Annotated in this window: 22 protein-coding genes; 8 read left to right on the top strand and 14 right to left on the bottom strand. The window is 66.6% G+C overall.

Annotated features, from left to right (window positions below):
- Positions 1–170: 170 nt before the first annotated feature.
- Entirely contained in the window at positions 171–1,004 is an 834-nt protein-coding gene (locus UC32_RS11180; protein ID WP_200896371.1) for a LysR substrate-binding domain-containing protein, read from the bottom strand.
- Between UC32_RS11180 and UC32_RS11175 the strand changes: the two genes are divergently transcribed.
- Positions 967–1,365 (top strand): DUF5997 family protein, encoded by a 399-nt coding sequence (locus UC32_RS11175; protein ID WP_043793645.1) that lies wholly within the window; start codon positions 967–969, stop codon positions 1,363–1,365. The genes UC32_RS11180 and UC32_RS11175 overlap by 38 nt on opposite strands.
- A 107-nt stretch (positions 1,366–1,472) precedes the next feature.
- On the opposite strand, the gene UC32_RS11170 is transcribed toward UC32_RS11175, so the two are convergent.
- The 3 genes from UC32_RS11170 to UC32_RS11160 are packed head-to-tail and all read right to left on the bottom strand — an operon-like array spanning position 1,473 to position 4,873.
- Positions 1,473–1,853 carry a VOC family protein gene (locus UC32_RS11170; RefSeq protein WP_045731289.1) on the bottom strand — a complete coding sequence of 127 codons (381 nt, stop codon included), beginning with the start codon at positions 1,851–1,853 and terminating at the stop codon, positions 1,473–1,475.
- Positions 1,854–1,880: 27 nt separating this feature from the next.
- Positions 1,881–2,363 carry a hypothetical protein gene (locus UC32_RS11165; protein WP_045731288.1) on the bottom strand — a complete coding sequence of 161 codons (483 nt, stop codon included), beginning with the start codon at positions 2,361–2,363 and terminating at the stop codon, positions 1,881–1,883.
- Positions 2,360–4,873: a molybdopterin oxidoreductase family protein gene (locus UC32_RS11160; RefSeq protein WP_045731324.1), complete on the bottom strand. Its 2,514-nt coding sequence runs from the start codon at positions 4,871–4,873 to the stop codon at positions 2,360–2,362. The genes UC32_RS11165 and UC32_RS11160 overlap by 4 nt, the downstream gene beginning before the upstream one ends.
- Positions 4,874–5,081: 208 nt before the next feature.
- On the opposite strand from UC32_RS11160, the gene UC32_RS11155 reads away from it, so the two are divergent.
- Positions 5,082–5,720 carry a hypothetical protein gene (locus tag UC32_RS11155; protein ID WP_235423647.1) on the top strand — a complete coding sequence of 213 codons (639 nt, stop codon included), beginning with the start codon at positions 5,082–5,084 and terminating at the stop codon, positions 5,718–5,720.
- Positions 5,721–5,774: 54 nt separating this feature from the next.
- Positions 5,775–6,377: a DUF6919 domain-containing protein gene (locus UC32_RS11150; RefSeq protein ID WP_045731286.1), complete on the top strand. Its 603-nt coding sequence runs from the start codon at positions 5,775–5,777 to the stop codon at positions 6,375–6,377.
- 24 nt (positions 6,378–6,401) lie between these two features.
- Here UC32_RS11150 and UC32_RS11145 read toward each other — a convergent pair whose 3' ends face one another.
- The 5 genes from UC32_RS11145 to UC32_RS11125 form a co-directional block, all read right to left on the bottom strand.
- Positions 6,402–6,875, bottom strand: coding sequence for a hypothetical protein (locus UC32_RS11145; protein WP_045731285.1), 474 nt, complete (start codon positions 6,873–6,875; stop codon positions 6,402–6,404).
- Positions 6,875–7,459, bottom strand: a complete 585-nt coding sequence (locus UC32_RS11140; RefSeq protein ID WP_045731284.1) for a TetR/AcrR family transcriptional regulator — start codon at positions 7,457–7,459, stop codon at positions 6,875–6,877. The genes UC32_RS11145 and UC32_RS11140 overlap by 1 nt, the downstream gene beginning before the upstream one ends.
- Complete coding sequence (locus tag UC32_RS11135; RefSeq protein ID WP_045731283.1) at positions 7,459–7,926, bottom strand: nuclear transport factor 2 family protein; 468 nt, start codon at positions 7,924–7,926, stop codon at positions 7,459–7,461. Before UC32_RS11135 ends, UC32_RS11140 begins: the two co-directional genes overlap by 1 nt.
- 182 nt (positions 7,927–8,108) lie before the next feature.
- On the bottom strand, positions 8,109–8,591 hold the full coding sequence (locus UC32_RS11130; RefSeq protein ID WP_045731282.1) for a pyridoxamine 5'-phosphate oxidase family protein: 483 nt from the start codon (positions 8,589–8,591) through the stop codon (positions 8,109–8,111).
- Between the two features lie 78 nt (positions 8,592–8,669).
- A complete protein-coding gene (locus tag UC32_RS11125; RefSeq protein ID WP_082072070.1) occupies positions 8,670–10,115 on the bottom strand; it encodes a flavin monoamine oxidase family protein in 1,446 nt (481 codons plus the stop codon).
- Between the two features lie 52 nt (positions 10,116–10,167).
- Between UC32_RS11125 and UC32_RS11120 the strand changes: the two genes are divergently transcribed.
- The 3 genes from UC32_RS11120 (at position 10,168) to UC32_RS11110 (ending at position 12,929) form a co-directional block, all read left to right on the top strand.
- Positions 10,168–10,941, top strand: a complete 774-nt coding sequence (locus UC32_RS11120; RefSeq protein ID WP_045731281.1) for a TetR/AcrR family transcriptional regulator — start codon at positions 10,168–10,170, stop codon at positions 10,939–10,941.
- A gap of 108 nt (positions 10,942–11,049) precedes the next feature.
- Positions 11,050–12,177, top strand: coding sequence for an L-talarate/galactarate dehydratase (locus UC32_RS11115; protein ID WP_045731280.1), 1,128 nt, complete (start codon positions 11,050–11,052; stop codon positions 12,175–12,177).
- Positions 12,178–12,200: 23 nt separating this feature from the next.
- Positions 12,201–12,929, top strand: a complete 729-nt coding sequence (locus UC32_RS11110) for a FadR/GntR family transcriptional regulator (protein WP_045731279.1) — start codon at positions 12,201–12,203, stop codon at positions 12,927–12,929.
- 63 nt (positions 12,930–12,992) lie between these two features.
- Here the strand turns inward: UC32_RS11110 and UC32_RS11105 are convergent, their stop codons facing one another.
- Positions 12,993–13,931 (bottom strand): LysR family transcriptional regulator, encoded by a 939-nt coding sequence (locus UC32_RS11105; protein ID WP_045731278.1) that lies wholly within the window; start codon positions 13,929–13,931, stop codon positions 12,993–12,995.
- A gap of 123 nt (positions 13,932–14,054) precedes the next feature.
- Here UC32_RS11105 and UC32_RS11100 point away from each other — a divergent pair, with 123 nt between their 5' ends.
- Positions 14,055–15,356: a glucarate dehydratase family protein gene (locus UC32_RS11100; protein ID WP_045731277.1), complete on the top strand. Its 1,302-nt coding sequence runs from the start codon at positions 14,055–14,057 to the stop codon at positions 15,354–15,356.
- Complete coding sequence (locus UC32_RS11095) at positions 15,353–16,381, top strand: 2-hydroxyacid dehydrogenase (protein ID WP_045731276.1); 1,029 nt, start codon at positions 15,353–15,355, stop codon at positions 16,379–16,381. Before UC32_RS11100 ends, UC32_RS11095 begins: the two co-directional genes overlap by 4 nt.
- Here the strand turns inward: UC32_RS11095 and UC32_RS11090 are convergent.
- From UC32_RS11090 to UC32_RS11075, 4 genes are read right to left on the bottom strand one after another with little or no spacing between them, the layout of a single operon-like run.
- Positions 16,353–17,078: a sulfite exporter TauE/SafE family protein gene (locus tag UC32_RS11090; RefSeq protein ID WP_045731275.1), complete on the bottom strand. Its 726-nt coding sequence runs from the start codon at positions 17,076–17,078 to the stop codon at positions 16,353–16,355. The genes UC32_RS11095 and UC32_RS11090 overlap by 29 nt on opposite strands.
- On the bottom strand, positions 17,075–18,115 hold the full coding sequence (locus UC32_RS11085) for an ABC transporter ATP-binding protein (RefSeq protein ID WP_045731274.1): 1,041 nt from the start codon (positions 18,113–18,115) through the stop codon (positions 17,075–17,077). Before UC32_RS11085 ends, UC32_RS11090 begins: the two co-directional genes overlap by 4 nt.
- Positions 18,108–19,247, bottom strand: a complete 1,140-nt coding sequence (locus tag UC32_RS11080; protein WP_200896370.1) for an ABC transporter ATP-binding protein — start codon at positions 19,245–19,247, stop codon at positions 18,108–18,110. Before UC32_RS11080 ends, UC32_RS11085 begins: the two co-directional genes overlap by 8 nt.
- Positions 19,244–20,248 (bottom strand): ABC transporter permease, encoded by a 1,005-nt coding sequence (locus tag UC32_RS11075; RefSeq protein ID WP_045731273.1) that lies wholly within the window; start codon positions 20,246–20,248, stop codon positions 19,244–19,246. Before UC32_RS11075 ends, UC32_RS11080 begins: the two co-directional genes overlap by 4 nt.
- Positions 20,249–20,253: the final 5 nt, after the last annotated feature.

The raw sequence follows: 20,253 nt of genomic DNA, 5'->3' as shown, positions 1-20,253 counted from the left end.
CGGCGACTCCATCCGCCACAGCAAAGGATCTGCCATGAAGAAGTTGCTCTTCGCCTTTTTGCCCGCCATCATCGGCCGCATCCTGCGGGCCAGGAAAGCCCGGCAAACGGGCGCCGGCCAGGTCCCGCCGAGGAACCGGTACTGACCCACAGGCCGTAACGGAGGTGCGCCTAGCGCTTGCCCTTCTTACGGGAGCCCTTGCCCCTGCCCTTGTCCGGGTTGGGGGCATACCTCTGTGCCACCTTGGGCGCTGCCTTCTTGGCGCCGGAACCGCCACGCCGGTCGGGTTTCGGGGCCTTCTTTTCCTTGACCGGCTGCGCGGAGGGCTGCCGTGAACTCTGTGCCGTCCGGCCGCGGACGATGCCGATGAACTCTTCCAGGACCTCATCGGTGCTGTCCGTGGCCCAGACCAGGGCGATCTCGGTGCCGGGCGCATCGGTGGCGCGGCGGGCCACAGTGTCCTTGACGTTGAAATGACGGGCCACTGACATGGGCAGGACAATCAGACCGGCGCCGGAAGCCACCACCTGCAGGGCCGGCTCGGGGCCGCCCAGGGCCGCCACGTCCAGGAAGGATTCCTGATCCAGGTCCGCCAGCGCCACGTCCTCGAACACCGAAATTTCGTGGCCCTTGGGAGCCACCACCACGGCCTGCTCCTCGTACAGGGGAATCACGCTCAAGCCTTCGCGGCCGATCGGGAGCCTGACGAAGGCCATGTCCGCCGAACCGCCACGGACCGCCTCAGCCGCTGTGCCGCCGTCGTGCATCTGCGCGTGAAGGGGAATGTGCGGCATGCGCTCTTCCCAGCGGCGGATCCATTTGCCCGGCGTCACGCCCGGAACATACGCGATGCGCAGCTCGCGCGGCGCGTCGGCGGGAATGTCGCCGGCGGAAACGGCGTCGTCTGGGGAGGAGGTTGTGGAGGGCACGTCTTCACAGTACCCGCCGCCCGGATACCCTTGAAGCATGACCTCTGCAAACTCCCAGTCCATGAAGCCGGCCACCGTTGCCAAGAAACTTGGCATCTACCTGCCCGCAACACCGCAGGAGTTCCAGGATTCGACCATCACGCGCGAGGAATTCGCCGAACTCCAGGCGAACCCGCCGGAGTGGCTCGCCGAGCTGCGCCGCAACGGCCCGCACCCCCGTCCGGTGGTGGCGCAGAAGCTGAACGTCTCCATCAGCGGCCTGGCCCGCGGCGGCGTCGAGGACGCGCTGACGACGGCGGAGATCACCGCGCTGCTGCAGGCCCCGCCGCAGTGGCTGGTCACCGAACGCTCCACGCACGCAGCCGTCCGCGCCGAGGCGCAGCGGGTAAAAGACGAGGCCGCCAAGAAGGAAGCCAAGCGGGCCCGCGCCAACTGACGTGAACGCTCCAAGCTAATCAGAAGCTTGTCCTCAGATCCGAACCTTGAAGACCCGGATCTGCGGACAGGCTTCTGTTGTTTCTGCGCGCTCCGTGTTCGGGCGGCTCAGTCCTGGTGCAGCTGGATGTAGTTCCCGCAGCCGTCGTCGAAGACGGCACTGATGCCGGACGGGTCCTCGGCCGGCGGGCTCTTGAAGCTGACGCCCGCGGCCACCAGACGGTCGTATTCGGCCTGGACGTCCGGGACGCCGAAGACGATGGCCGGAAGCCCTGCCTCATGGACCGCGTTCATGTAGTCCGCCCCGATGGGGTTGTCGCTGGGCTCCAGGAGGAGTCCCGCTGAGTTGTCCGGGGCCCCCGGGTCCTTGATGATGTACAAGTTGTACTCCGGCATGGCCATAAGGGTGTCGAAGCCCAGCGTCTTGGTGTAGAAATCATGCGCGAGGGCCGGGTCTTTAACGTGGATGCTGCACATTTTGATTCGCATGGACCCCAACCTACCCTCGCCGCGCGCTCAGCTGACAAGGATCTGGGTGGCAGATTCCTTGAGTTTTCCGTTGGCCCACTTCATCTGCCGGAGGTTCTGGGCGTGGCAGCGCTCCGCCACCTCCAGCAGGTCGGTGTGCTTAATGCCCTGGGCTGCCTGGGCCACGAGTTCCCAGTCCGCGGAAACGCCGCAAGCCTTGATGTAGGCCTCCCGGAGGTCGCGCAGGAGCAGCAGGCCGGCCTCGGCGTCACGGCCCGCCAGTTCGCTGCCCTTCTCGCGGATTTTCTCGAGAAGTGTGTTTTCACCCTTGGGTTCGGGATCCAGTTCCTGGCCGTAGCGGCCCGCGATGGCGGCGATCTCCCGGACGTGCTGCCGGGACCATTTCGCCAGGTCACGGGCCAGGTGGTAAATCTCGTGGTCCACTTTGTGCCGCTCCGAGATGCGGAGAAGGTGCTGGGCGAGATCGTTCTCGTCCCGATGCAGCTGTTCCAGTACCAGTCCGGTCTTCACAGCGATGCCTCCCTGTCGTCGGTGCCGCTGCCGCCGCGGCCGCCCGCCGGGCCGGTGCCGTTCGGGACGACTTCCTCGTCAACCAGTGCGGACGGCAGGCCCCTGGTCAGGAGTCCTGCCGGAAAATCGCCAGAGGGAGCGGACGCGGTGTTGGTGGGCGCCGGAGCCGGCCCGTCCGCGGCTGCCACCCTGGAGATCCTGGCAGCCGCCGTCTTGAAGATGGGCTGTTTGGAGGCGGCATCCCAATCCGTGATGGTCAGTTCGTTGGCCGCGCGGCCTGCGCCGTCGGGCTGGTGTCCGCCGGAAGTGTCCCAATAGCCGTAGTGGAACGGCAGGAACACCACGCCATCCCGGATCCCGCCGATCCGCACTTTCGCCTGCACTGACCCGCGAGGGGTGGCCACCTCTGCAAGGTCCCCTTCGGCAATTCCGTACGTGCCGGCGTCGTGCGCGGACAACTCAACCCAGACGTCCGGTGCCGCTGCCTGCAGTTCCGGAGCCCGCGCCGTCTTGGTCCGGGTGTGGAAGTGGAAGAGGGTCCGGCCCGTGATCAACTGCAGCGGGAACTCCTGGCTGGGAAGCTCGTGCGGCGGCACATATTCGGCGGCTTTGATGATGGCGCGGCCCTCCGGATTCAGGGCCTTGTACTCCGTGGGGTCCACGGGGGCGCCGGTGATGAGATCGCGGCCGTAGGTCTCGCAGTACTCCGGGTGAGCCCAGAACTTCCCGTCAGCGTAAATGCGTTCGGTCCCGTTCGGATTCTCCTCATTGCACGGCCATTGGATGCCGGAGCCGCCCCGCAGTTTGGCGTAGGTGATGCCGGTGTAGTCGCATGGACGCCCGCGGGTGCACTCCTTCCACGCCTCGAACGCCGACTCCGGACTGTCCCACTTGATCAGTGGCTGGCCGTCCTTGTCCTTCAGCCCCATCCGGTGGGCATAGTCGATGAAGATATCCAGATCCGGGCGGGCCTCCCCCGGCGGGTCCACCGCCTTCTCGGACAGGTGCACCGTTCGGTCCACATTCGTGAGCGTCCCGGTCTTTTCACCCCACGTAGCGGCAGGGAGAACCACGTCGGCCAGCTGGGCCGTCTCGGTCAGGAAGATGTCCTGCACCACCAGGAACAGCCGCTCCTGCTCCAGGATGGACCGGATGCGGGGCAGCTCCGGCAGCGAGACCGCCGGGTTGGTGCCGCTGACCCAGAGCATCCGGATGGACCCGTCCTCGGCGTAGCGCATCATCTGCATCAGGTGGGTGGGCGGCGAATAGTGCGGGATGGACATGGGGTCCACGTTCCAGACCCGGGCCAGGTCCTTGATGTGGGCGTCGTTGGACCAGTTCCGGAAGGCGGCGAGGTCGCCGTCGGCCCCGCATTCGCGGGTGTTCTCAGCCGTCGGTTGGCCGTTCATCTGCAGGATCCCGCAACCCGGCCTGCCCAGCATGCCGCGGATAATATTGATGTTGTTCACCTGGACGGCGGCGGCGGTGCCCTGGTTGGACTGATAGAAGCCCTGCAGCACCGTGGACAGGAGCCGCTCCGCATGGCCAAGGATCCGCGCCGCTTCCTCGATCTTTTCGGCAGGCACCCCGGTGATCTCCGCTACCAGGGCAGGCGCGTACTTCGCCACCTCCTTCTCCAGCTCCTGGTAACCCACCGTGTGTGCCTGGATGTAGTCCTGGTCCACCCAGCCGTTGGCGATGATGTCATGGAGGATGGCGTTCATCAGTGCCACGTTGGTGCCTGGCCGGGGCGCGAGGTGCACGGTGGCGGCGCGGGCAACCTCAGTCATCCGTGGGTCCACGCAGATGATCGCGGGCGGATTGGGGCCGGCCAGCCGGTCCAGCATCCGGGTCCAGAGGACGGTCTGTGTTTCGGCGACGTTGTGCCCGTAGAGTGCGATGACGTCCGCATGGTCCACGTCCGTGTAGGAACCGGGCTGGCCGTCGCAGCCGAAGGACTCCTTCAGGGCCTCCGCTGCGGTGGCCGTGCAGAGCCTGGTGTTGCCGTCCACATGGTTGGTACCGATCCCGCCGTGCGCAATGGTGCCCAGCGTGTAATACTCCTCGGCGAACAGCTGGCCCGTGGTGTAGAAACCCAGCGCACTGGGCCCCTGCTCTGCCAGCAGGGCCTTGGAGCGGGACACCACCCGGTCCATCGCGGTGTCCCAGTTCGTCTCCACGAGCTTTCCGCCTTCCCGGATTAGCGGCCGGGTCAGCCTGTCTTTTGATGCGTTCGCCTGCCAGCCGTACAGGTCCTTAGGGCCCAGCCGGCCGTGGTTTACCCGGTCCTCCGCCCGGCCCCGCACGCCGACAATCCTGTTGTCCTTGACGGCAATGTCCATGGCATCACCGTTGGAGTGAAGGATTGAGGCGGTCTGGACCCACCGGTCCACCGATTCCGCGTCCACTCCTTCGGCCAGATGGGTGTCCACGCGCACCGGCCATGTTCCGCCGCTCCCATACGGAGTCCTGGTACCCCACGGTTCTGCGATCCGGTCGATCCGACCCATCAGTTCATCTCCCGTCCCGAAGCAGCACATGCAGGCTGAGCATTTTTCTGCGGCACGCGAACGCCACTCCTGCCCGTCAGTGGATACGTACCCTTCCGTACTGCACCAAAACGCCGGCATTGACCAGGCTCCCGGAACAGGGTGCAATGGAAGGACCAGCCCGGGATTCCGCGGCCCGGGCACACAGGGGAGGTGCCAGGTGGCAGCCGTGACGGAAGGACTTGTGCAGGGACTCATTGAGGGGGCTTGGGCACTCGTGCTGTGCGGTCCGGTGCTGGTGGCCAGTGTTGCCGCCACGGTCTTCGTGGTCCGGCGCAGGACGCTTCTGGCGCCCGACGCCGGCGGGCAGCGTTCGGATCAGCTCTTCTGGGACCTTTTCCTCGGCTCCTGCGTGGCACTTCCCGCGCTGCTGATCCCCACACTGATCTCGCCCTGGACAGGCCTGTTCCTTGCCGGTGCCGCGGTGGCAGCGGGCATCGGAGCATACCGCGGGACCCCGCGCTACCTGTCCAAGCGCTCACGCCGTCGGGATGATCTTGCCCGGGAGTCCGCCCACCTGGCCGCCCGGGCACAACATGATGAGTTGATGGCCAAATGGACCCGCTATGAACTGGACCCTGCCTGCAGCATCGAGTACCCGGCCCTGACCGACGTACGCCTTCCCGAAACGTCCGCACTCATCAAGGCGATGCGGGCAGCGGAGCAGCTGCGGAACAACCCCGTCCGCAGCAGCGCCTCCGGCACAGGTAACGAGTATCCCGACGCCGTCACCAGCCTTGCTGCCTCCCTCGCCAATGCAGAAAGGGCAGCGGGCATTCCGGCAGGCCAGGCACAGGGGTCAAGTTAAGTGGTGTGTCGGGAACGGTGGAGCGCCCGCCACCGGCGGGGATAGCATCCCAGAATGAAGCCAGAGGAAATTCCAGCCCGTGATCAGTACGGCCGCCTGCTGGAGGACCGCGGGGTCTGGCGGCAGGCCACCACCCTTGAGGGTGCCGGCGAGCTGACGGCGCGCTGGCTGGAGGGCGGAAGCTCCTACCAGCCCGGTCACTTTGCTGCGGGCTTCGACGTCGAGACGGACCCGATCGCCCCCGCCCTCGCGGAGCTGAACCGCAACGGGCTGTTCACCAAGGAATCCCAGCCCGGCGTCCTGGACGGTGCATCAGCCCAGCGGCAGTACGTCACCGGGTTCTGCGGCGCCGGCACCGCGGGCGAACTGCTGGCATTGTCCACCCGCACCGAACTGGTGACGGTGGCACACGCGCCGGGTGAATCGAGCAGCGCGGCCATCCCCGTCACCCTTGACGGAACGGAAGTGGTCACTGTCCTGGGGTCCAGCGAGAACCCTGTAGACGAAGAACAGATCAAGGCCTGGGCCGACGAAACCAACGACGCCCTGGCCCTGCTGCTGGCCGATTCCTGGTATGTGGAGATCCTGGACCCGGTGTGGGGCCGCAACGACGTGCTTCTGCCTGCGGTGCTGGGTGCGCTGACCGGGCAGGACTAGCAGCGCGCACGTCGGTTGCCTGTTTCAGGAGGACGAAGGGGCAGCTACTCCATCGCCGGGTCCGTGGTCGACGAGCGGGCCTGACGTGCTGCTGACCCGGGTTCCCTGCTCCGTCGTGGCCCCCATCACCAGCACGCCAAACTCGAAGCCCGAATATCGGGTCCGCCTAAAGACGCCAGCCTTGGGTTCAGCGTGCGCACCGGGCCCGACTGCCGACACGAAGACGTCGTTGCTTTCGTCCCCACTGGCGATGAAGGTCACCCGGCGTTCGAAAATTGCCGAATCGAAACGGGCCCTAAGCTCTATGACGAGCTCGTCCCCAACCTCCACATCAGGACGCAGAACGCTGAAGTTTCCCAGATTAACTTCGCCGGAAGGCTTCAGGGTCCCGTCCGCCTGCCGAACCGATATCACGGCGCGGCCTTCCCGGATCTTGCCGTCCTTCACCCAGGAAACGTCATCCCGCGGGTAGCTCCCCAAGGTCACCTTGTCCATCATCAGGAACCCATTCCTTTCCGGGTCAGTGCGGCCTGCAGCCGGCGATCAGTGCGGGCCACGATGCCGGTGAACACGGCATCGTCGTCCAGGGCGCGGGTCATGATCAATCCACCCTGTATGGCTGCCACCGCATCCACTGCGAGGTCCGCGGCTTCGGACTCAACAATCCCACCGCGGCGCAGCGTCTCTGCGAGCACGCCCACCCAGTCGGCGAAGTACGCCCGGACCTCCCGGGCAAAGGTTTCCTGTTCTTCCCCCAGGGTCATGGCTGCGAACAGGCAAACCCGCTCCCTGGAGACAAAATACTCTTCCACCACCTGTGACATGGCGGCCACCGCCTGGGCGGCATCGTCCGCCGTGCGGAGCGGCGCAAACACCTGCTCGTCGAACCAGGCCCGCACCTGCGCCAGGACGGCGCGGGCCATGTCCGCTTTTCCGTCGGGGAAGAAGTGGTAGAGGCTTCCCCGTCCAATCCCGGTTTCCTGCTGGATGACGGACAGGGACCCGCTCTCGAAGCCCCGCCGGCGGAAGACGCCGGCGAGGGCCCGGACTGCGTCCGCCCGGTCAAGTACTGTTCGGGGCATTACAGCCCGAGCTCGGTCAGGCCCGGGTGGTCCGACGGCCGCGGGCCGGACGTGTCCCAGTGGAACTTGCGCCCGGACTCGTCGATGGCAACGTCATTGATGCTCGCGTGGCGGTGGGTCATGAGTCCATCATCGTCGAATTTCCAGTTCTCATTGCCATAGGCGCGGAACCACTGTCCGGCCGCGTCGTGATACTCGTAGGCAAGCCGCACGGCGATCACATCGCCGGTGTACGCCCAGAGTTCCTTGATCAGGCGGTAGTCCAGTTCCCGCTCCCACTTGCCGGAGAGGAAGTCCACGATCGCGGGGCGGCCCGTCAGGAACACCGAACGGTTCCGCCACCGGCTGCCCTCTCTGTACGCCAGGGAGATGCGCTCGGGATCCCGGGTGTTCCAGGCATCCTCTGCGCTGCGCACCTTCTGGATGGCGGAGGCTTCGTTGAACGGGGGAAGGGGAGGTCGCTGCATCGGAGTTCCTTTCATCGTCACTTTGTACCGATTGGTTCAGAGTGTACTTAAAGGTACAGTCGTCGAAATGCCGGTGTCAACACCCCCCGACGCGCCCCCACGGCGCTTTGGAAGCACTCTGGGGCACACAAAAGAGGGGCGGGGCAGCGTTATCGCTGCCCCGCCCCCGGGTTCAGGCGGACCTAGAGCTCCACTGTTCCGCTTTCACCGACGCTCATCCGGCTGTTCGTCACCTTGGACTTGACCCACTGCAGCACCGTGGCTGCCGTGCCGCCGGGGCTGGTCCAGTATTCGGCCGAGTCCGAGTCCACCCGCAGGAGGCAAACCTCAGGAGTGTCCGGGCCGTCCGGGAACCATGCTTCGACAACCTGGTTCCACATTTCGTGGATCTTGGCGCGGTCTGTGACCACCTCGGCGGTCCCGGCGACGGAAACCCACTCCGTCTTCGCGCCAAAGGAGACGTTCACGCGGGAGTCCGCGCGGACGTGCGCAACCTGCGAGGTGCCGAGCCCGGTAAAGAACCACATGTCGCCGTCGTCCTTGACCTCCTGCACGGCCAGCGGCCGGCTGACGAGCGCGCCTTCTTCGTTGATGGTGGTGACCATACCGATCTTGGAATCGTTGATGATCTCAGTAACCTTGCTGATGCTCTGGGCGTCAGTCATGCCTCACCTCGTTCGTCTGGAGTCGGGGACGCTCCCCAACGCCAGCCTATTAGTAAGCATGCTTATTTGCCAGCGGGCCTAGGCTCCCACCGGCACGGAAACCCGCGCCACTTCGGCGATACGCTCAGCAGTGCGGCGGCCCATCCGGATGGCACCGTCCACATGCTGGTAGCCCTCGGCTGCAAGGTCGGAGGAAGACCAGTAGATGGGGCCCACCGGGGCGTGCTGGTCCTTCCCATACCGGTGCAGGCCGCCGAGATCGTAGCTGGCAGCATAGGCGCCGCGGGTCCACTCTTCCGAGCCCCAGTCGGATTCGTAGTACACCTCAGGGGTGAGTGCCTCGTCACCGAGGTACCCGGCGACGGACGCAAGAATGGCCTTCCTGCGCTCTTCGGCACTCAACTCGAAGACGGCGTCGGCCTTCTCATCGGACACGAACCCCACCAGGGTGCCGCGGGTATCGCCGTGGTTGGTGTTGTCGTAGACCTCCTGGACCAGGGCATCGGCGCCGAAACCGGTACCGGAGAGTCCCTTGTCCCGCCAGAACGGCGTGGCGTACACGGCGTGGACCTTAATGACGAGGCCCAAGGACTGGTGCTGGTGCATCTGGTGCTGGCGGCGCGGCAGCGGCGGGTTGAAGGAGACGCGGGAGTACAGGTTGGGCGGAACGGCCATGATGACAAAGCGGGCGTTCACGGTGGCGCGGTCTGATTCAACGCTCACCCGGTGCCCACCCTCGGCGTCGGATTCCCAATTGATGGTCCGCACCGGGGATTCGAGGACGACGTCGTCACCCAGGTCCCGCGCCAGCAACTGCGAAACCTGCTGCATGCCGCCCACCACGCGGCGGTCCAGGATGAAGTCCTCGTCCGTGAGGTTGGTGAAAGAACCGGCGGAAGCTGCCATGAGAACGGCCTGCAGGGCCGAGAAGGAGTGTGCAGGCTTGGTGAGCATGCCGCCGGCGATGAAGAGGCCAATGTTCTTGCAGGCTTCCTCGCTGGCCGAGTTCTGCCGCAGCCAGTGGTGGAACGAGATGGTGTCCAGCTCCCGGGCCTTCGGGTGCGCCCACGGCTCGGCGGGTCCAATTTCGGTCGCGAGCTGATCCAGGATGGCCACCAGACGGTCCATTTCGACGGCGGTTTCCGGGTCCACGGGGAACGAGTCGCCGGTGTAGCGCACGGGTTCACCGTCAGCACCGATATATACGGACTCCCCGTCACGGTAACGCGGGTAGGTCTCCAGGTTCAGTTCCTGGAGCAGTTCCAGGAGGGCCTCCTGGTCCGGCGAGACCCATTGGCCGCCGATTTCCAGCATGGCGCCGTCCACAGTTCCGGTCCAGGTGCGTCCACCCACCCGGTCGCGGGCCTCGAGTACGGCGACGCTAAGGCCGGCCTTCTTCAGTTCGCGGGCGGCCGTGAGTCCGGACGGCCCGGCTCCTACGACAACGACGTCGCGGTTCAGGTTCAGCATGATGTCCTCTCTGCGGTCCCGGGTGATGGAAACCACTAAATGAATGGCATTCATTTAGTAGAACTATAGCCCGTCCGGCCGGGCAGCGGAAGTGCCTGGTGCAATAATGCGGAGGACACCGAGGAAAGGGCAGAAATTGCCGCCAGTACCAGCAGCACAGCAACGTCCGGCCACCGACGGCGGCATCCGGAGGAGGCGCGCCGGGCGGCCTTCCTCGGCGGTACTGGACAAGGCGGGCATCACCTCGGCGGCCCTGGAGCTCGTGGGCCGGAAGGGATACGACGGGCTGACCATGGCTGCCCTGGCCAAACTCCTCGAGGTGGCACCTTCAGCCCTCTACAACCACGTGTCGTCGAAGCAGGACGTACTGCTGCTGGTGGAAGATCACCTGATGTCCCTGGTGGATGTTTCCTCTTTTGGCGCCGCCCCCTGGGATGAAGCGGTCCGCACGTGGGCCTGGAGCTACCGGAATGTCTTCGCCGAGCACACACCGCTGATTCCGGTCATTGCCGTACTGCCGGTCACCGACGCACCCCAGACACTCGCCATGTACGAGACGGTCAGCAAGGGATTCCTCGACGCCGGCTTCCCCCAGGAGCGGATCATCTCCGCCATCGTGGCGCTCGAGTCGTTCATTTTCGGCTCCGCATACGACGTCACAGCGCCGGAGGACATCTTCGACCCGGGCACAATGGCGGAATCCACGCCGTATTTCACTGCCGCCGTCCGCGGATCCGCAGGCGCCGCCCTGCGCGGGCACCCCCAAGCCCCGGAGGGCAGTGGAACGGCCACGGGCCCCCTCCGCGCCGCAGATGCCGCCTTTGCACTGGGCCTGGACGCCCTGGTGTCAGGGCTGGGCGGACTCCGCAAGGCGGACTGACCCGAAAGCAACAATCGAGGGTTGCGAAATCATGCTTGTAGTACAAGTTCTAAACTTGTATCCTAAGAAGGTGGGCGAAGGAGCCCAGTCCCGCCCTTAGGAGAACTCATGAGCACCGTCGACCTCATCCGGCACGTCAAGCTGTCCACCGCCCGCCTTCCCCTCGCCGTTCCCATCAGCGACGCCAAGGTCTTCACCGGCCGGCAGAAGCCCATGACCGAGGTGGTCTTCCTCTTCGCCGAAATCACCACCGAACTGGGTCACTCAGGCATCGGTTTCAGCTACTCCAAGCGCGCCGGCGGCCCGGCCCAGTACGCCCACGCCAAAGAGGTAGCCGAGGGCATCATTGGCGAGGACCCCAATGACATCGCCAAGATCTACACCAAGCTCCTGTGGGCCGGGGCTTCCGTGGGCCGGTCCGGCGTCGCCACCCAGGCACTTGCCGCCATCGACATTGCCCTCTACGACCTCAAGGCCAAGCGAGCGGGCCTCCCACTGGCCAAGTTCCTGGGCTCCTACCGCGATTCCGTCCAGACCTACAACACCTCCGGCGGCTTCCTCAACGCCTCCCTGGACGAGGTCAAGGCCCGGGCCACCCAATCCATCGAGGAAGGCATTGGCGGCATCAAAATCAAGGTGGGCCTGCCGGACTCCGCCGAGGACCTGCGCCGCGTGGCGGGCATCCGCGAACACATCGGCTGGGATGTTCCGCTGATGGTGGACGCCAACCAGCAGTGGGACCGCGCCACGGCCCTGCGCATGGGCCGCCGCCTCGAGGAATTCAACCTCATCTGGATCGAAGAGCCGCTGGATGCCTACGACTTCGAAGGCCACGCCCACCTGGCCCAGGTTTTGGACACCCCCATTGCCACCGGTGAAATGCTTGCCTCGGTGGCAGAGCACAAGGGCCTCATCGCCGCCAACGGCTGCGACATCATCCAGCCTGACGCCCCTCGCGTCGGCGGCATCACCCAGTTCCTCCGCCTCGCCGCCCTCGCGGACGAACGCGGACTGGGCCTTGCACCGCACTTCGCCATGGAAATCCACCTGCACCTCGCCGCGGCCTACCCCCGCGAACCGTGGGTGGAGCACTTCGACTGGCTGGACCCGCTGTTCAACGAGCGCCTGGAAACCAAGGACGGCCGCATGATCGTTCCGGACCGCCCGGGCCTCGGCGTCACGCTCAGCGACCAGGCCCGCGCCTGGACCACCGATTCAGTGGAGTTCGGCGCGTAACGCTGAAGCCGTAACCTTGAGCCATGAGCCGGAACCTCACCGCTGACCTCGCCGCCGACCTTCGCAACCGCATCGTTGACGGCATCATCCAGCCGGGTGAGAAGCTTCCCAGCGAAAACACCCTGATCAGCGACTTCGGCGTGAGCCGGACAGTGGTCCGTGCCGCGCTGACGAGGCTCCAGGCCGAGGGACTTGTGGAAACCGAACGGGGGCGCGGCAGCTTCGCCCTCACCCCGCCGTCGGACGGGCCCCAGGCAGTACCCGGGGCCCGTCCGGTGGCCACCACCGAGGACCGGCTGCACCTCCTGGAGTTCCGGATGGGTGTCGAGACGGAGGCCGCGGCCCTGGCGGCGCGCAACCACACCGAGCGGCAACTGCGGGCGGTGGGCACTGCGCTGGAGGCCTTCACCGAGAGTGCGGGCCACCCGTCGCATGCCATGAAATCAGACTTCGACTTCCACCGGGCGGTGGCGGCGGCCTCCGGCAACCCGTACTACTCCGACTGCCTCGCGGCACTGGGCCAGACGATGATCGCCATGCCGCGCACCCGGCTGATGACCGGCGTCGAGCATTACGCCCGGGACCACTTCGACCAGGTGGTCCAGGAGCACCGGTCCATCCTGGACGCCATCGCCGACGGAGACGAGGCTGCCGCCGCCGCCGCGATGCGCAGCCACCTGGCCAACTCCCGACGCCGGTTCAAGGCATCCGCACGGCCGTCCAGCGAGCCTGGTCCCCGGCCCGAGTCCTAATCCTGTTCGCTGATCCGCGCCTTCAGGGCATGGATCGGCGAACAAGATCCTGACGGGCGTGGGTCACCCAGCCGGCGACCCCGTGGCCGGCATGGTCTCCCCAATCAGCTCCAGGAGCCGCAGCACGGCAGGATTTGCCGTCTCCTCGTTCCATGCCAGTTCCAGGTCCACCCGGTTCAGTTCCTGCATGCCATGGCGGCCATCGATCTCATGGAACTCCACGCCCGGCGGGGCAAACGCCATGGCCGAGGCAGGAACCAGAGTGACGCCCAGCCCTGCCTGGACGAACGCCAGCAGCGCCGGGACCTGGCTGGCGTACTGGGTGATGTTGGCATGGGCACCGGCGCTGGCGAACAGGCGCAGCACCAGGTCGTGGAAATACCGGGCCTCCTTGGTGGAGTACATCAGCAGCGGGCGGCGGTCCAGGGACCCCAGCGGCAGCGAATGGCCTTCGGGGATCCCGGTATTGCCGAGCATGGGGCTTCCCTCCGGCACCGCCACCACCAGCCTGTCCTGCATCAGCGGCCTGAACACCACCCCCGGCCGGGCCACGATGGGCCGCAGCAAGCCGATGTCCACGCTGCCCTTTACCAGCCCGTCCATCTGGTCAGTGGACACCAGCTCCCGGAGCACAAAGGACACCCCCGGCATCCCCTCGGCCGCCTTCCGCAGCATCATGGGCAGCGCGCTCTGGCCGGCAATCGCCGTGTAGCCCACGGTGATGGTCCCCGCCTGTCCGGAGGAAACCCGGCGGACGTCCATATCCGTCTTGATGCACATGTCCAGGATCTGGCGGGCCCTGGGCAGCAGGGTGGCACCGGCCGCGGTCAGCTCCACCTTGCGGCTTGTCCGGCTGAATAGCGTGGTGTTGAGCTTCTTTTCCAGCATCTGGATCTGCCGGCTGAGCGGCGGCTGGGTCATGTTGAGCCGTTCGGCGGCGGCGCCGAAATGCAGTTCCTCGGCGACGGCGACGAAGGCTTCTAACTGGGGCAGCGAAAACATCAATACCTTTACTGGATTGTCGAGTGCAGAAATTAGCTTGGACCTGTATCGATTGCTTCCCATATCGTCTGTGAACAGGACCACACAAAGCAACCCCTTCGCCCACTCGAGGAGCACAACGCAGTGACCACGGCATTCGACCCCTCCCACCACCTCGGCCAGGTACGAATCACCGGCGTGACCATCACGCCTGTCGCGTTCAAGGACCCGCCTCTCCTCAACACTGTGGGCGTTCATGAACCCTTCGCCCTGCGCGCCGTCATCGAAGTCCTCACGGATTCCGGCGTCTCAGGCTTCGGCGAGACCTACGGCGACGCCGGCCACCTCGCCCGGCTGCAGCTCGCGGCGGACTCGCTGACGGGCGTGGACGTTTTCAACATCAACACCATCCGCGGCCGCATCGCCCAGGCCCTCAGCGAGGACACCATCGAGGGTGGCCACGGCATGAGCGGCATGGTCACCGGCTCCAGCACGGCGGACCGCGTCCTGTCCGCGTTCGACGTCGCTGCACTGGATATCCAGGGAAAGCTCCTGGGCCGTCCCGTCAGCGACCTGCTGGGCGGGGCAGTCCGGGATTCCGTGCAGTTCAGCGGCTACCTGTTCTACAAATGGGCGGGGCATCCCGGCCAAGACGACGACGCCTGGGGCGCCGCGCTGGACCCTGAAGGCATCGTCCGGCAGGCCCGGACCATGGTGGACGGTTACGGGTTCGGCGCCTTGAAGCTGAAAGCCGGCGTGTTCCCTCCGGAAGAGGAGATCGCCGCCATCCACGCCCTCCGCGCGGAGTTCCCGGACCTGCCGCTTCGCATCGACCCCAACGCCGCCTGGACAGTGGAGACCTCCATCCGGGTGGGCAAGGAGCTGGACGGGGTGCTGGAGTACCTGGAAGACCCCACGCCGGGGATCGAGGGCATGGCTGCGGTCCGCAGGGAAGTGGGCATGCCGCTGGCCACCAACATGTGCGTTGTCAGCTTCGCGGACGTGGCCCCCGCCCTCGCGGCGGGCGCCGTGGACGTCATTCTCTCCGACCACCATTTCTGGGGCGGGCTGCGCCGCAGCCAATTCCTCGCCGGGATTACGGAAACCTTCGGGTTGGGCCTGTCCATGCACTCCAATTCCCACCTGGGGATCAGCCTGGCAGCCATGGTCCACCTTGCTGCGGCCACCCCCAACCTCGACTACGCCTGCGACACGCACTGGCCGTGGAAGGACCCGGCCGAGGACGTCATCGAGGGCGGAGTCCTCCGGTTCACGGACGGTGCCGTGGGGGTTCCCACGGCACCCGGGCTGGGCGTCACGGTGGACCGCGACGCCCTGGAGCGCCTGCACCGGCAGTACCTGGACTGCGGGCTGCGCAGCCGTGACGACACCGGCTACATGCAGCGCCTCCACCCCTCCTACCAGCTGCAGAGCCCGCGCTGGTGAGCGCTCGGACGCACCCGGACAGCGCACAGTCCCTGCGGATCGTCGTCACCGACCCCATCATCAGCCGGTTCGAGGAGGCGTTAAGGTCCGACGGCGGCGCGCACCGCTGGGACATGGCTGCGGCCTGGTCCGCGGACAGGCGGGCCGCGGCACTTGCCGGTGCCGACGTCGTCGTTTGTTCCGCATTACCCCCGTCTGAAGCCGAAGCCGCGGCCAACGTCCGGCTGGTCCACGTCACCGGGGCCGGCTACGACAAGATTTCCTTCCCGCACCTGAATCCCAGAGCGGCGGTGGCCAACACCTTCCACCATGCCCGGCCCATCGCCGAGCATGTCCTCATGGTGACCCTCATGCTTCAGCGGAACGTCGTCCGGGCGGACCGGGAGGTAAGGGACGGTCTCTGGCGGACCATCGCCACCGCCCCGGACGTCCCGTTCCATCCCGTGCTCAGCGACCTGGTGCTCGGCGTGGTGGGACTGGGGTCCATTGGGGCCGAGGTGGCCCGCGTGGCCGCGGCCATGGGAATGACGGTCCGGGCTGTCCGCCGCAACCCGGCCGCGCCGCTGCCCGCCGGGGTACAGCTGGACTGGGTGGGCGGCAACGCCGACCTTCCGGCCCTGCTGGCTGGGTCCGACGTCGTGGTAGTCACCGTGCCGCTGGGTGAGGACACCCGCGGCATGATCGGCGCTGCGGAGCTGGGAGCCATGAAGTCCTCGGCGGTCCTCATTAACGTGGCACGGGGCGCGGTGGTGGACCAGGCGGCGCTTTATGCCGCCCTCGCGGAGCGGCGGATCGCCGGCGCCGGCCTGGACGTGTGGTGGGGTACGCCTGCCGAAGGCGTGATCCCGCCCGCCGAATGGCCGTTCACGGAACTCGAGAATGCCATCCTCACTCCGCACCATTCGGGCCATGCGCGGGTGACGTTCGAGCGCCGGGCGGCGGATATCGCCGCAAACATCGGGCGGCTGGCCAGCGGACTGCCGCTGCGCAACGTGGTCAGGACAGGCCCAGTACCAGCTGCGTGACCAGCAGCGCACTTCCCAGTGCGGACGCGGCAAAGGCCAGCTTCTTCAGCCGTACCGGGCTGAGGAACCTGTTGACGTAGCGCGACGCCGCATAGCCGGCTATCACCGCCGGAACCATCCACAGGGCCAGGACCAGCATGTGCTCGGTGACGGTACCCGCCAGCCACAGCATGGCCATGGACAGAGCCGATCCCACCATGAAGAAGGCACTCATGGTGCCGCGCAGCCGCGGCCCCTCATGGCCCTGCCAGATCAGTGCCATGGGCGGGCCGCCGATGGACGTGGCAGTGCCCATGATGCCGGAGGCGGCTCCCGCCGCCACCAGGTTGGCCCGCCGGGGCCGCGGCGCCCAGCCCCGGCCCGCCAGGACCAGCCCGGCGAGCACCACGGCCACCACCACCCAGGCCATCCCCTCCCGGGAGGAGGCCGCCACCAGCCAGGCTCCGACGAGGCTGCCCGGCACCCTGCCAATCAGCGCCCAGCCTGTACCGCGCAGGTCCAGGCTTTGCCGCTCGGTCACCGTCACCATGACGGTGACCAGCAGGGCGAGCAGGATCAGGGTGGCGGGCAGCAGCTCGGGATCGATGATGGCAATGACCGGGGCCGCCAGCATGCCCATGCCGAAGCCACTCGAGGCCTGCAGGCAGGCTGCCAGGAAGATGGCTCCGGCGATGATGGCGTATTCGGCGCCGGTCACAAGGCGTTGGCGGTTGCAGCTGCGGCCGCGGCGCCGGTGAGTCCCATGATGGTGTCGAGCGGGAAGTGGCATTCAGCCAGGTGCCGCCGGCCGTCCGGGGCTGTCACAACCTGCGGCTCAGGGGCCACCTCGGCACAAATGTCCTGGGCCTTCCAGCACCTGGTGCGGAAACGGCAGCCCGACGGCGGATCCAGCGGGGAGGGCAGCTCGCCCTGGAGGACGATCCTGTCCCGCTTGGCGCCGGTGACGTCGAGCTTGGGCGAAGCGGACATCAGCGCCGCAGTGTAGGGGTGCCGGGGGTGGTCGAAGACCTCCTCCGTCTCCCCTGTCTCGATGATCCTGCCCAGGTACATGACGGCCACCCGGTCGGCGACGTGCCGGACCACGGTGAGGTCGTGGGAGATAAAGATGTAGGAGACGCCCAGTTCCTTCTGCAGTTCGTTGAGCAGATTGAGGACCTGCGCCTGGACCGAAAGGTCCAGCGCAGATACCGGCTCATCCAGGATGATCACGTCCGGCTTCAGGGCAAGCGCCCGGGCAATGCCGATGCGCTGGCGCTGGCCGCCGGAGAACTCCTGCGGCGACTTCCGGGCGTCGGATGCCCGCAGCCCCACCATCTGCAGCAGCTCCTTCACCCGTTCATCCCGCTCCCGGGACGTGGGATAGAGGCTCCGGTGGGTGGCCCAGGGTTCAGCGATGATGTCGCCCGCGCTCATCCGGGCGTTGAGGGATGCGAAGGGGTCCTGGAAGACCATCTGGACCCGCCGGCGCCAGGCCAGCAGTTCCTTGCCCTTGAGGCCGAACGGGTTGGTCCCCTCAAAGCTGACGGTCCCCTCGTCCGGAGTTTCCAGCATCATCAGCGTGCGCGCCAGGGTGGATTTGCCGCAGCCGGATTCACCCACCAGGCCCAGGGTTTCGCCGCGGCCTACGGTAAGGCTGATGCCGTCCAGGGCCTTGAGCCGGGTGTTCCCGCTGGCGCTCTTGGCCACGTGGAACGTCTTGGTCAGGCCTTCAATGCTCAGGAGCGGTTCAGGCATTGGTGATCTCCTCGCTGAAGTGGCACGCTGCCGTGCGCACGGGACGGTCTGTTGCGCCGCCGTCGTTGGTTCCTGCGGACGTGGCCTGTTCCAGGTCCGCTTCAGCGGTGGCGGCACCGCTTTGCGTACGACGGCGGCCTGCCGGGCGCAGTGCCGGGCGCTCGGCACGGCAGATGTCCTGCACCATGGGGCAGCGGGACTGGTAGACGCAGCCGGACGGGATGTCGTGGAGCTCCGGCGGGCTGCCAGGGATGGATTTGAGCTGGTCGCCGCGTTCCAGGTGCACGGGCACGGATTCCAGAAGACCCTTGGTGTAGGGGTGGCGGGGATCGGCGAAGACCTCGGCCACCGGCCCGCTCTCCACCACGTTTCCGGCGTACATCACGGCCACAGAATCGGCTTCCTCGGCCACCACCGCAAGGTCGTGGGTGATGAGGATGACGGCCATCTGGCCCTCTTCGCGGAGCTTGCGCAGCAGCTGCATGATCTGTGCCTGGACCGTGACGTCCAGGGCAGTGGTGGGCTCATCGGCGATCAGCAGCCGCGGATTCAGCGCCACGGCCATGGCGATGAGGATGCGCTGGCGCATGCCCCCGGAAAACTGGTGCGGGTAGGAGTTGACCCTTGATTCTGGTTCCGGGATCCCCACACGCTTCATCAGCTCAATGGCTTCAGCCTTGGCCTGCTTGGCGTTCAGGCCGCGGTGGATCCGGAATGCCTCCCCCAGCTGCGTGCCGACTGTATATACGGGATTCAGTGCGGTGAGGGCGTCCTGGAAAACGATGCCCAGCTCCGGCCCGGCGAACTTCAGCCGTTCCTTCGGGGTCAGCGCGGCCAGGTCCGTCCCGTTCAGGACTATCTGTCCGTCGGCCAGGTCGCAGACCGGGTCCATGATGCCTGCCAGTGCTTTTGCGGTCATGGATTTTCCGCAGCCGGATTCACCCAGCAGGGCCAGGGTCTCGCCTGCCCGGGCTTCGAAGCCCACGCTGTTGACGGCACGGACGGTGCCGCGGTGGGTCCTGATGTCCACGGCGAGGCCACTGACCTGCAGGACGACGTCGTGGGCCTGGCTCTCCGTCGCAGCGTTTCCGCGGGTGCGCCGGAGGGTCGATGGGTCGGCAGCTGTTTTCACGGCTGTGCCTCCTTGACTGGAATACGGGCGATCAGCCGTTTGCGGGGAAGGGCCAGGCGCCAGCGCTGCGCGGGGTCGGTGGCGATCCGGAGCCAGGCTGCCAGCACGTTGGCGGCGATGGTGGTAACCACGATGGCGACGCCCGGGAAGATGGACAGCCACCAGGCGGTCTGCAGGTACTGCCGCCCCTGCGAGACCATCAGGCCCCAGCTCACGTCAGGGGGCTGGATGCCGATGCCCAGGAAGCTCAGCGAGGATTCGGCCAGCATGACATAGCAGAATTCCAGGGTGGCCAGGGTCAGCAGGGTCGGCAGCACCACCGGGATGACGTGCCGGACGATGATGGCGTTGGGTTTGGCACCGAAGGTCCGGGCCGCGTCCACGAAGGTGCGGCTTTGCAGTTCGGCCGATTCTGCGCGGGCGGTGCGGAGGTAGATCGGAATGCGGGTCAGCGCCAGGATCAGGACGATATTGGCAGCTGAGGGGTTGAAGACGTAGAGGACGACGACGGCGAGCAGCAGGGAGGGGAAGCTCATGATCACATCGGCGATCCTCATGGAGACGTTCTCCCGCCAGCCGCGGTGGTACCCGGCCCAGACACCCCACAGGGAGCCGATCAGCAGTGCCACGGCAACGGCGGGAAGTGCCACGGACAGGGTGGTCCTGCTGGCCACCACCAGGCGCGCCAGCATGCTGCGCCCCAGGGAGTCGCTGCCCAGGAAGTACTCCCAGCCGTGCGCCATGGTGAAGGGTGCCTTGTTGGCGAACAGCAGGTTCTGCTTGGTGGCAAGGTCGCCCATGAGGGCCGGCCCCACCAGGGCGGTCAAGCCCACCAGCAGCAGGACGAAGGCTGCGACGGTGGCGAAGCGGTCCTTGAGCAGGAGGCGGAACAGTCCGGGCTGCCCGTCCCTGGGAGGGGCGTTCCTGGTGGGCGGCTGGTTGGCCGGTTGCTGCCCGTCCTGCCCCTCCCGGGCGGCGCCGTCGGTCAATGAACTCGTCATGGTTC

The organism is Pseudarthrobacter chlorophenolicus (genome assembly GCF_000962805.1).
Lineage (GTDB): Bacteria > Actinomycetota > Actinomycetes > Actinomycetales > Micrococcaceae > Arthrobacter > Arthrobacter chlorophenolicus_A.
This window is presented reverse-complemented; position numbering and strand designations above follow the sequence as displayed.

Coding starts and splice junctions, on each gene's coding strand:
- UC32_RS11130 (WP_045731282.1), bottom strand. CDS start 8,591: ATGACTGACGCCCAGAGCATCAGCAAGGTTACTGAGATCATCAACGAT.
- UC32_RS11125 (WP_082072070.1), bottom strand. CDS start 10,115: ATGAATGCCATTCATTTAGTGGTTTCCATCACCCGGGACCGCAGAGAG.
- UC32_RS11160 (WP_045731324.1), bottom strand. CDS start 4,873: ATGGGTCGGATCGACCGGATCGCAGAACCGTGGGGTACCAGGACTCCG.
- UC32_RS11140 (WP_045731284.1), bottom strand. CDS start 7,459: ATGCCCCGAACAGTACTTGACCGGGCGGACGCAGTCCGGGCCCTCGCC.
- UC32_RS11085 (WP_045731274.1), bottom strand. CDS start 18,115: ATGCCTGAACCGCTCCTGAGCATTGAAGGCCTGACCAAGACGTTCCAC.
- UC32_RS11175 (WP_043793645.1), top strand. CDS start 967: ATGACCTCTGCAAACTCCCAGTCCATGAAGCCGGCCACCGTTGCCAAG.
- UC32_RS11170 (WP_045731289.1), bottom strand. CDS start 1,853: ATGCGAATCAAAATGTGCAGCATCCACGTTAAAGACCCGGCCCTCGCG.
- UC32_RS11150 (WP_045731286.1), top strand. CDS start 5,775: ATGAAGCCAGAGGAAATTCCAGCCCGTGATCAGTACGGCCGCCTGCTG.
- UC32_RS11135 (WP_045731283.1), bottom strand. CDS start 7,926: ATGCAGCGACCTCCCCTTCCCCCGTTCAACGAAGCCTCCGCCATCCAG.
- UC32_RS11115 (WP_045731280.1), top strand. CDS start 11,050: ATGAGCACCGTCGACCTCATCCGGCACGTCAAGCTGTCCACCGCCCGC.
- UC32_RS11105 (WP_045731278.1), bottom strand. CDS start 13,931: ATGTTTTCGCTGCCCCAGTTAGAAGCCTTCGTCGCCGTCGCCGAGGAA.
- UC32_RS11120 (WP_045731281.1), top strand. CDS start 10,168: ATGCGGAGGACACCGAGGAAAGGGCAGAAATTGCCGCCAGTACCAGCA.
- UC32_RS11145 (WP_045731285.1), bottom strand. CDS start 6,875: ATGATGGACAAGGTGACCTTGGGGAGCTACCCGCGGGATGACGTTTCC.
- UC32_RS11075 (WP_045731273.1), bottom strand. CDS start 20,248: ATGACGAGTTCATTGACCGACGGCGCCGCCCGGGAGGGGCAGGACGGG.
- UC32_RS11110 (WP_045731279.1), top strand. CDS start 12,201: ATGAGCCGGAACCTCACCGCTGACCTCGCCGCCGACCTTCGCAACCGC.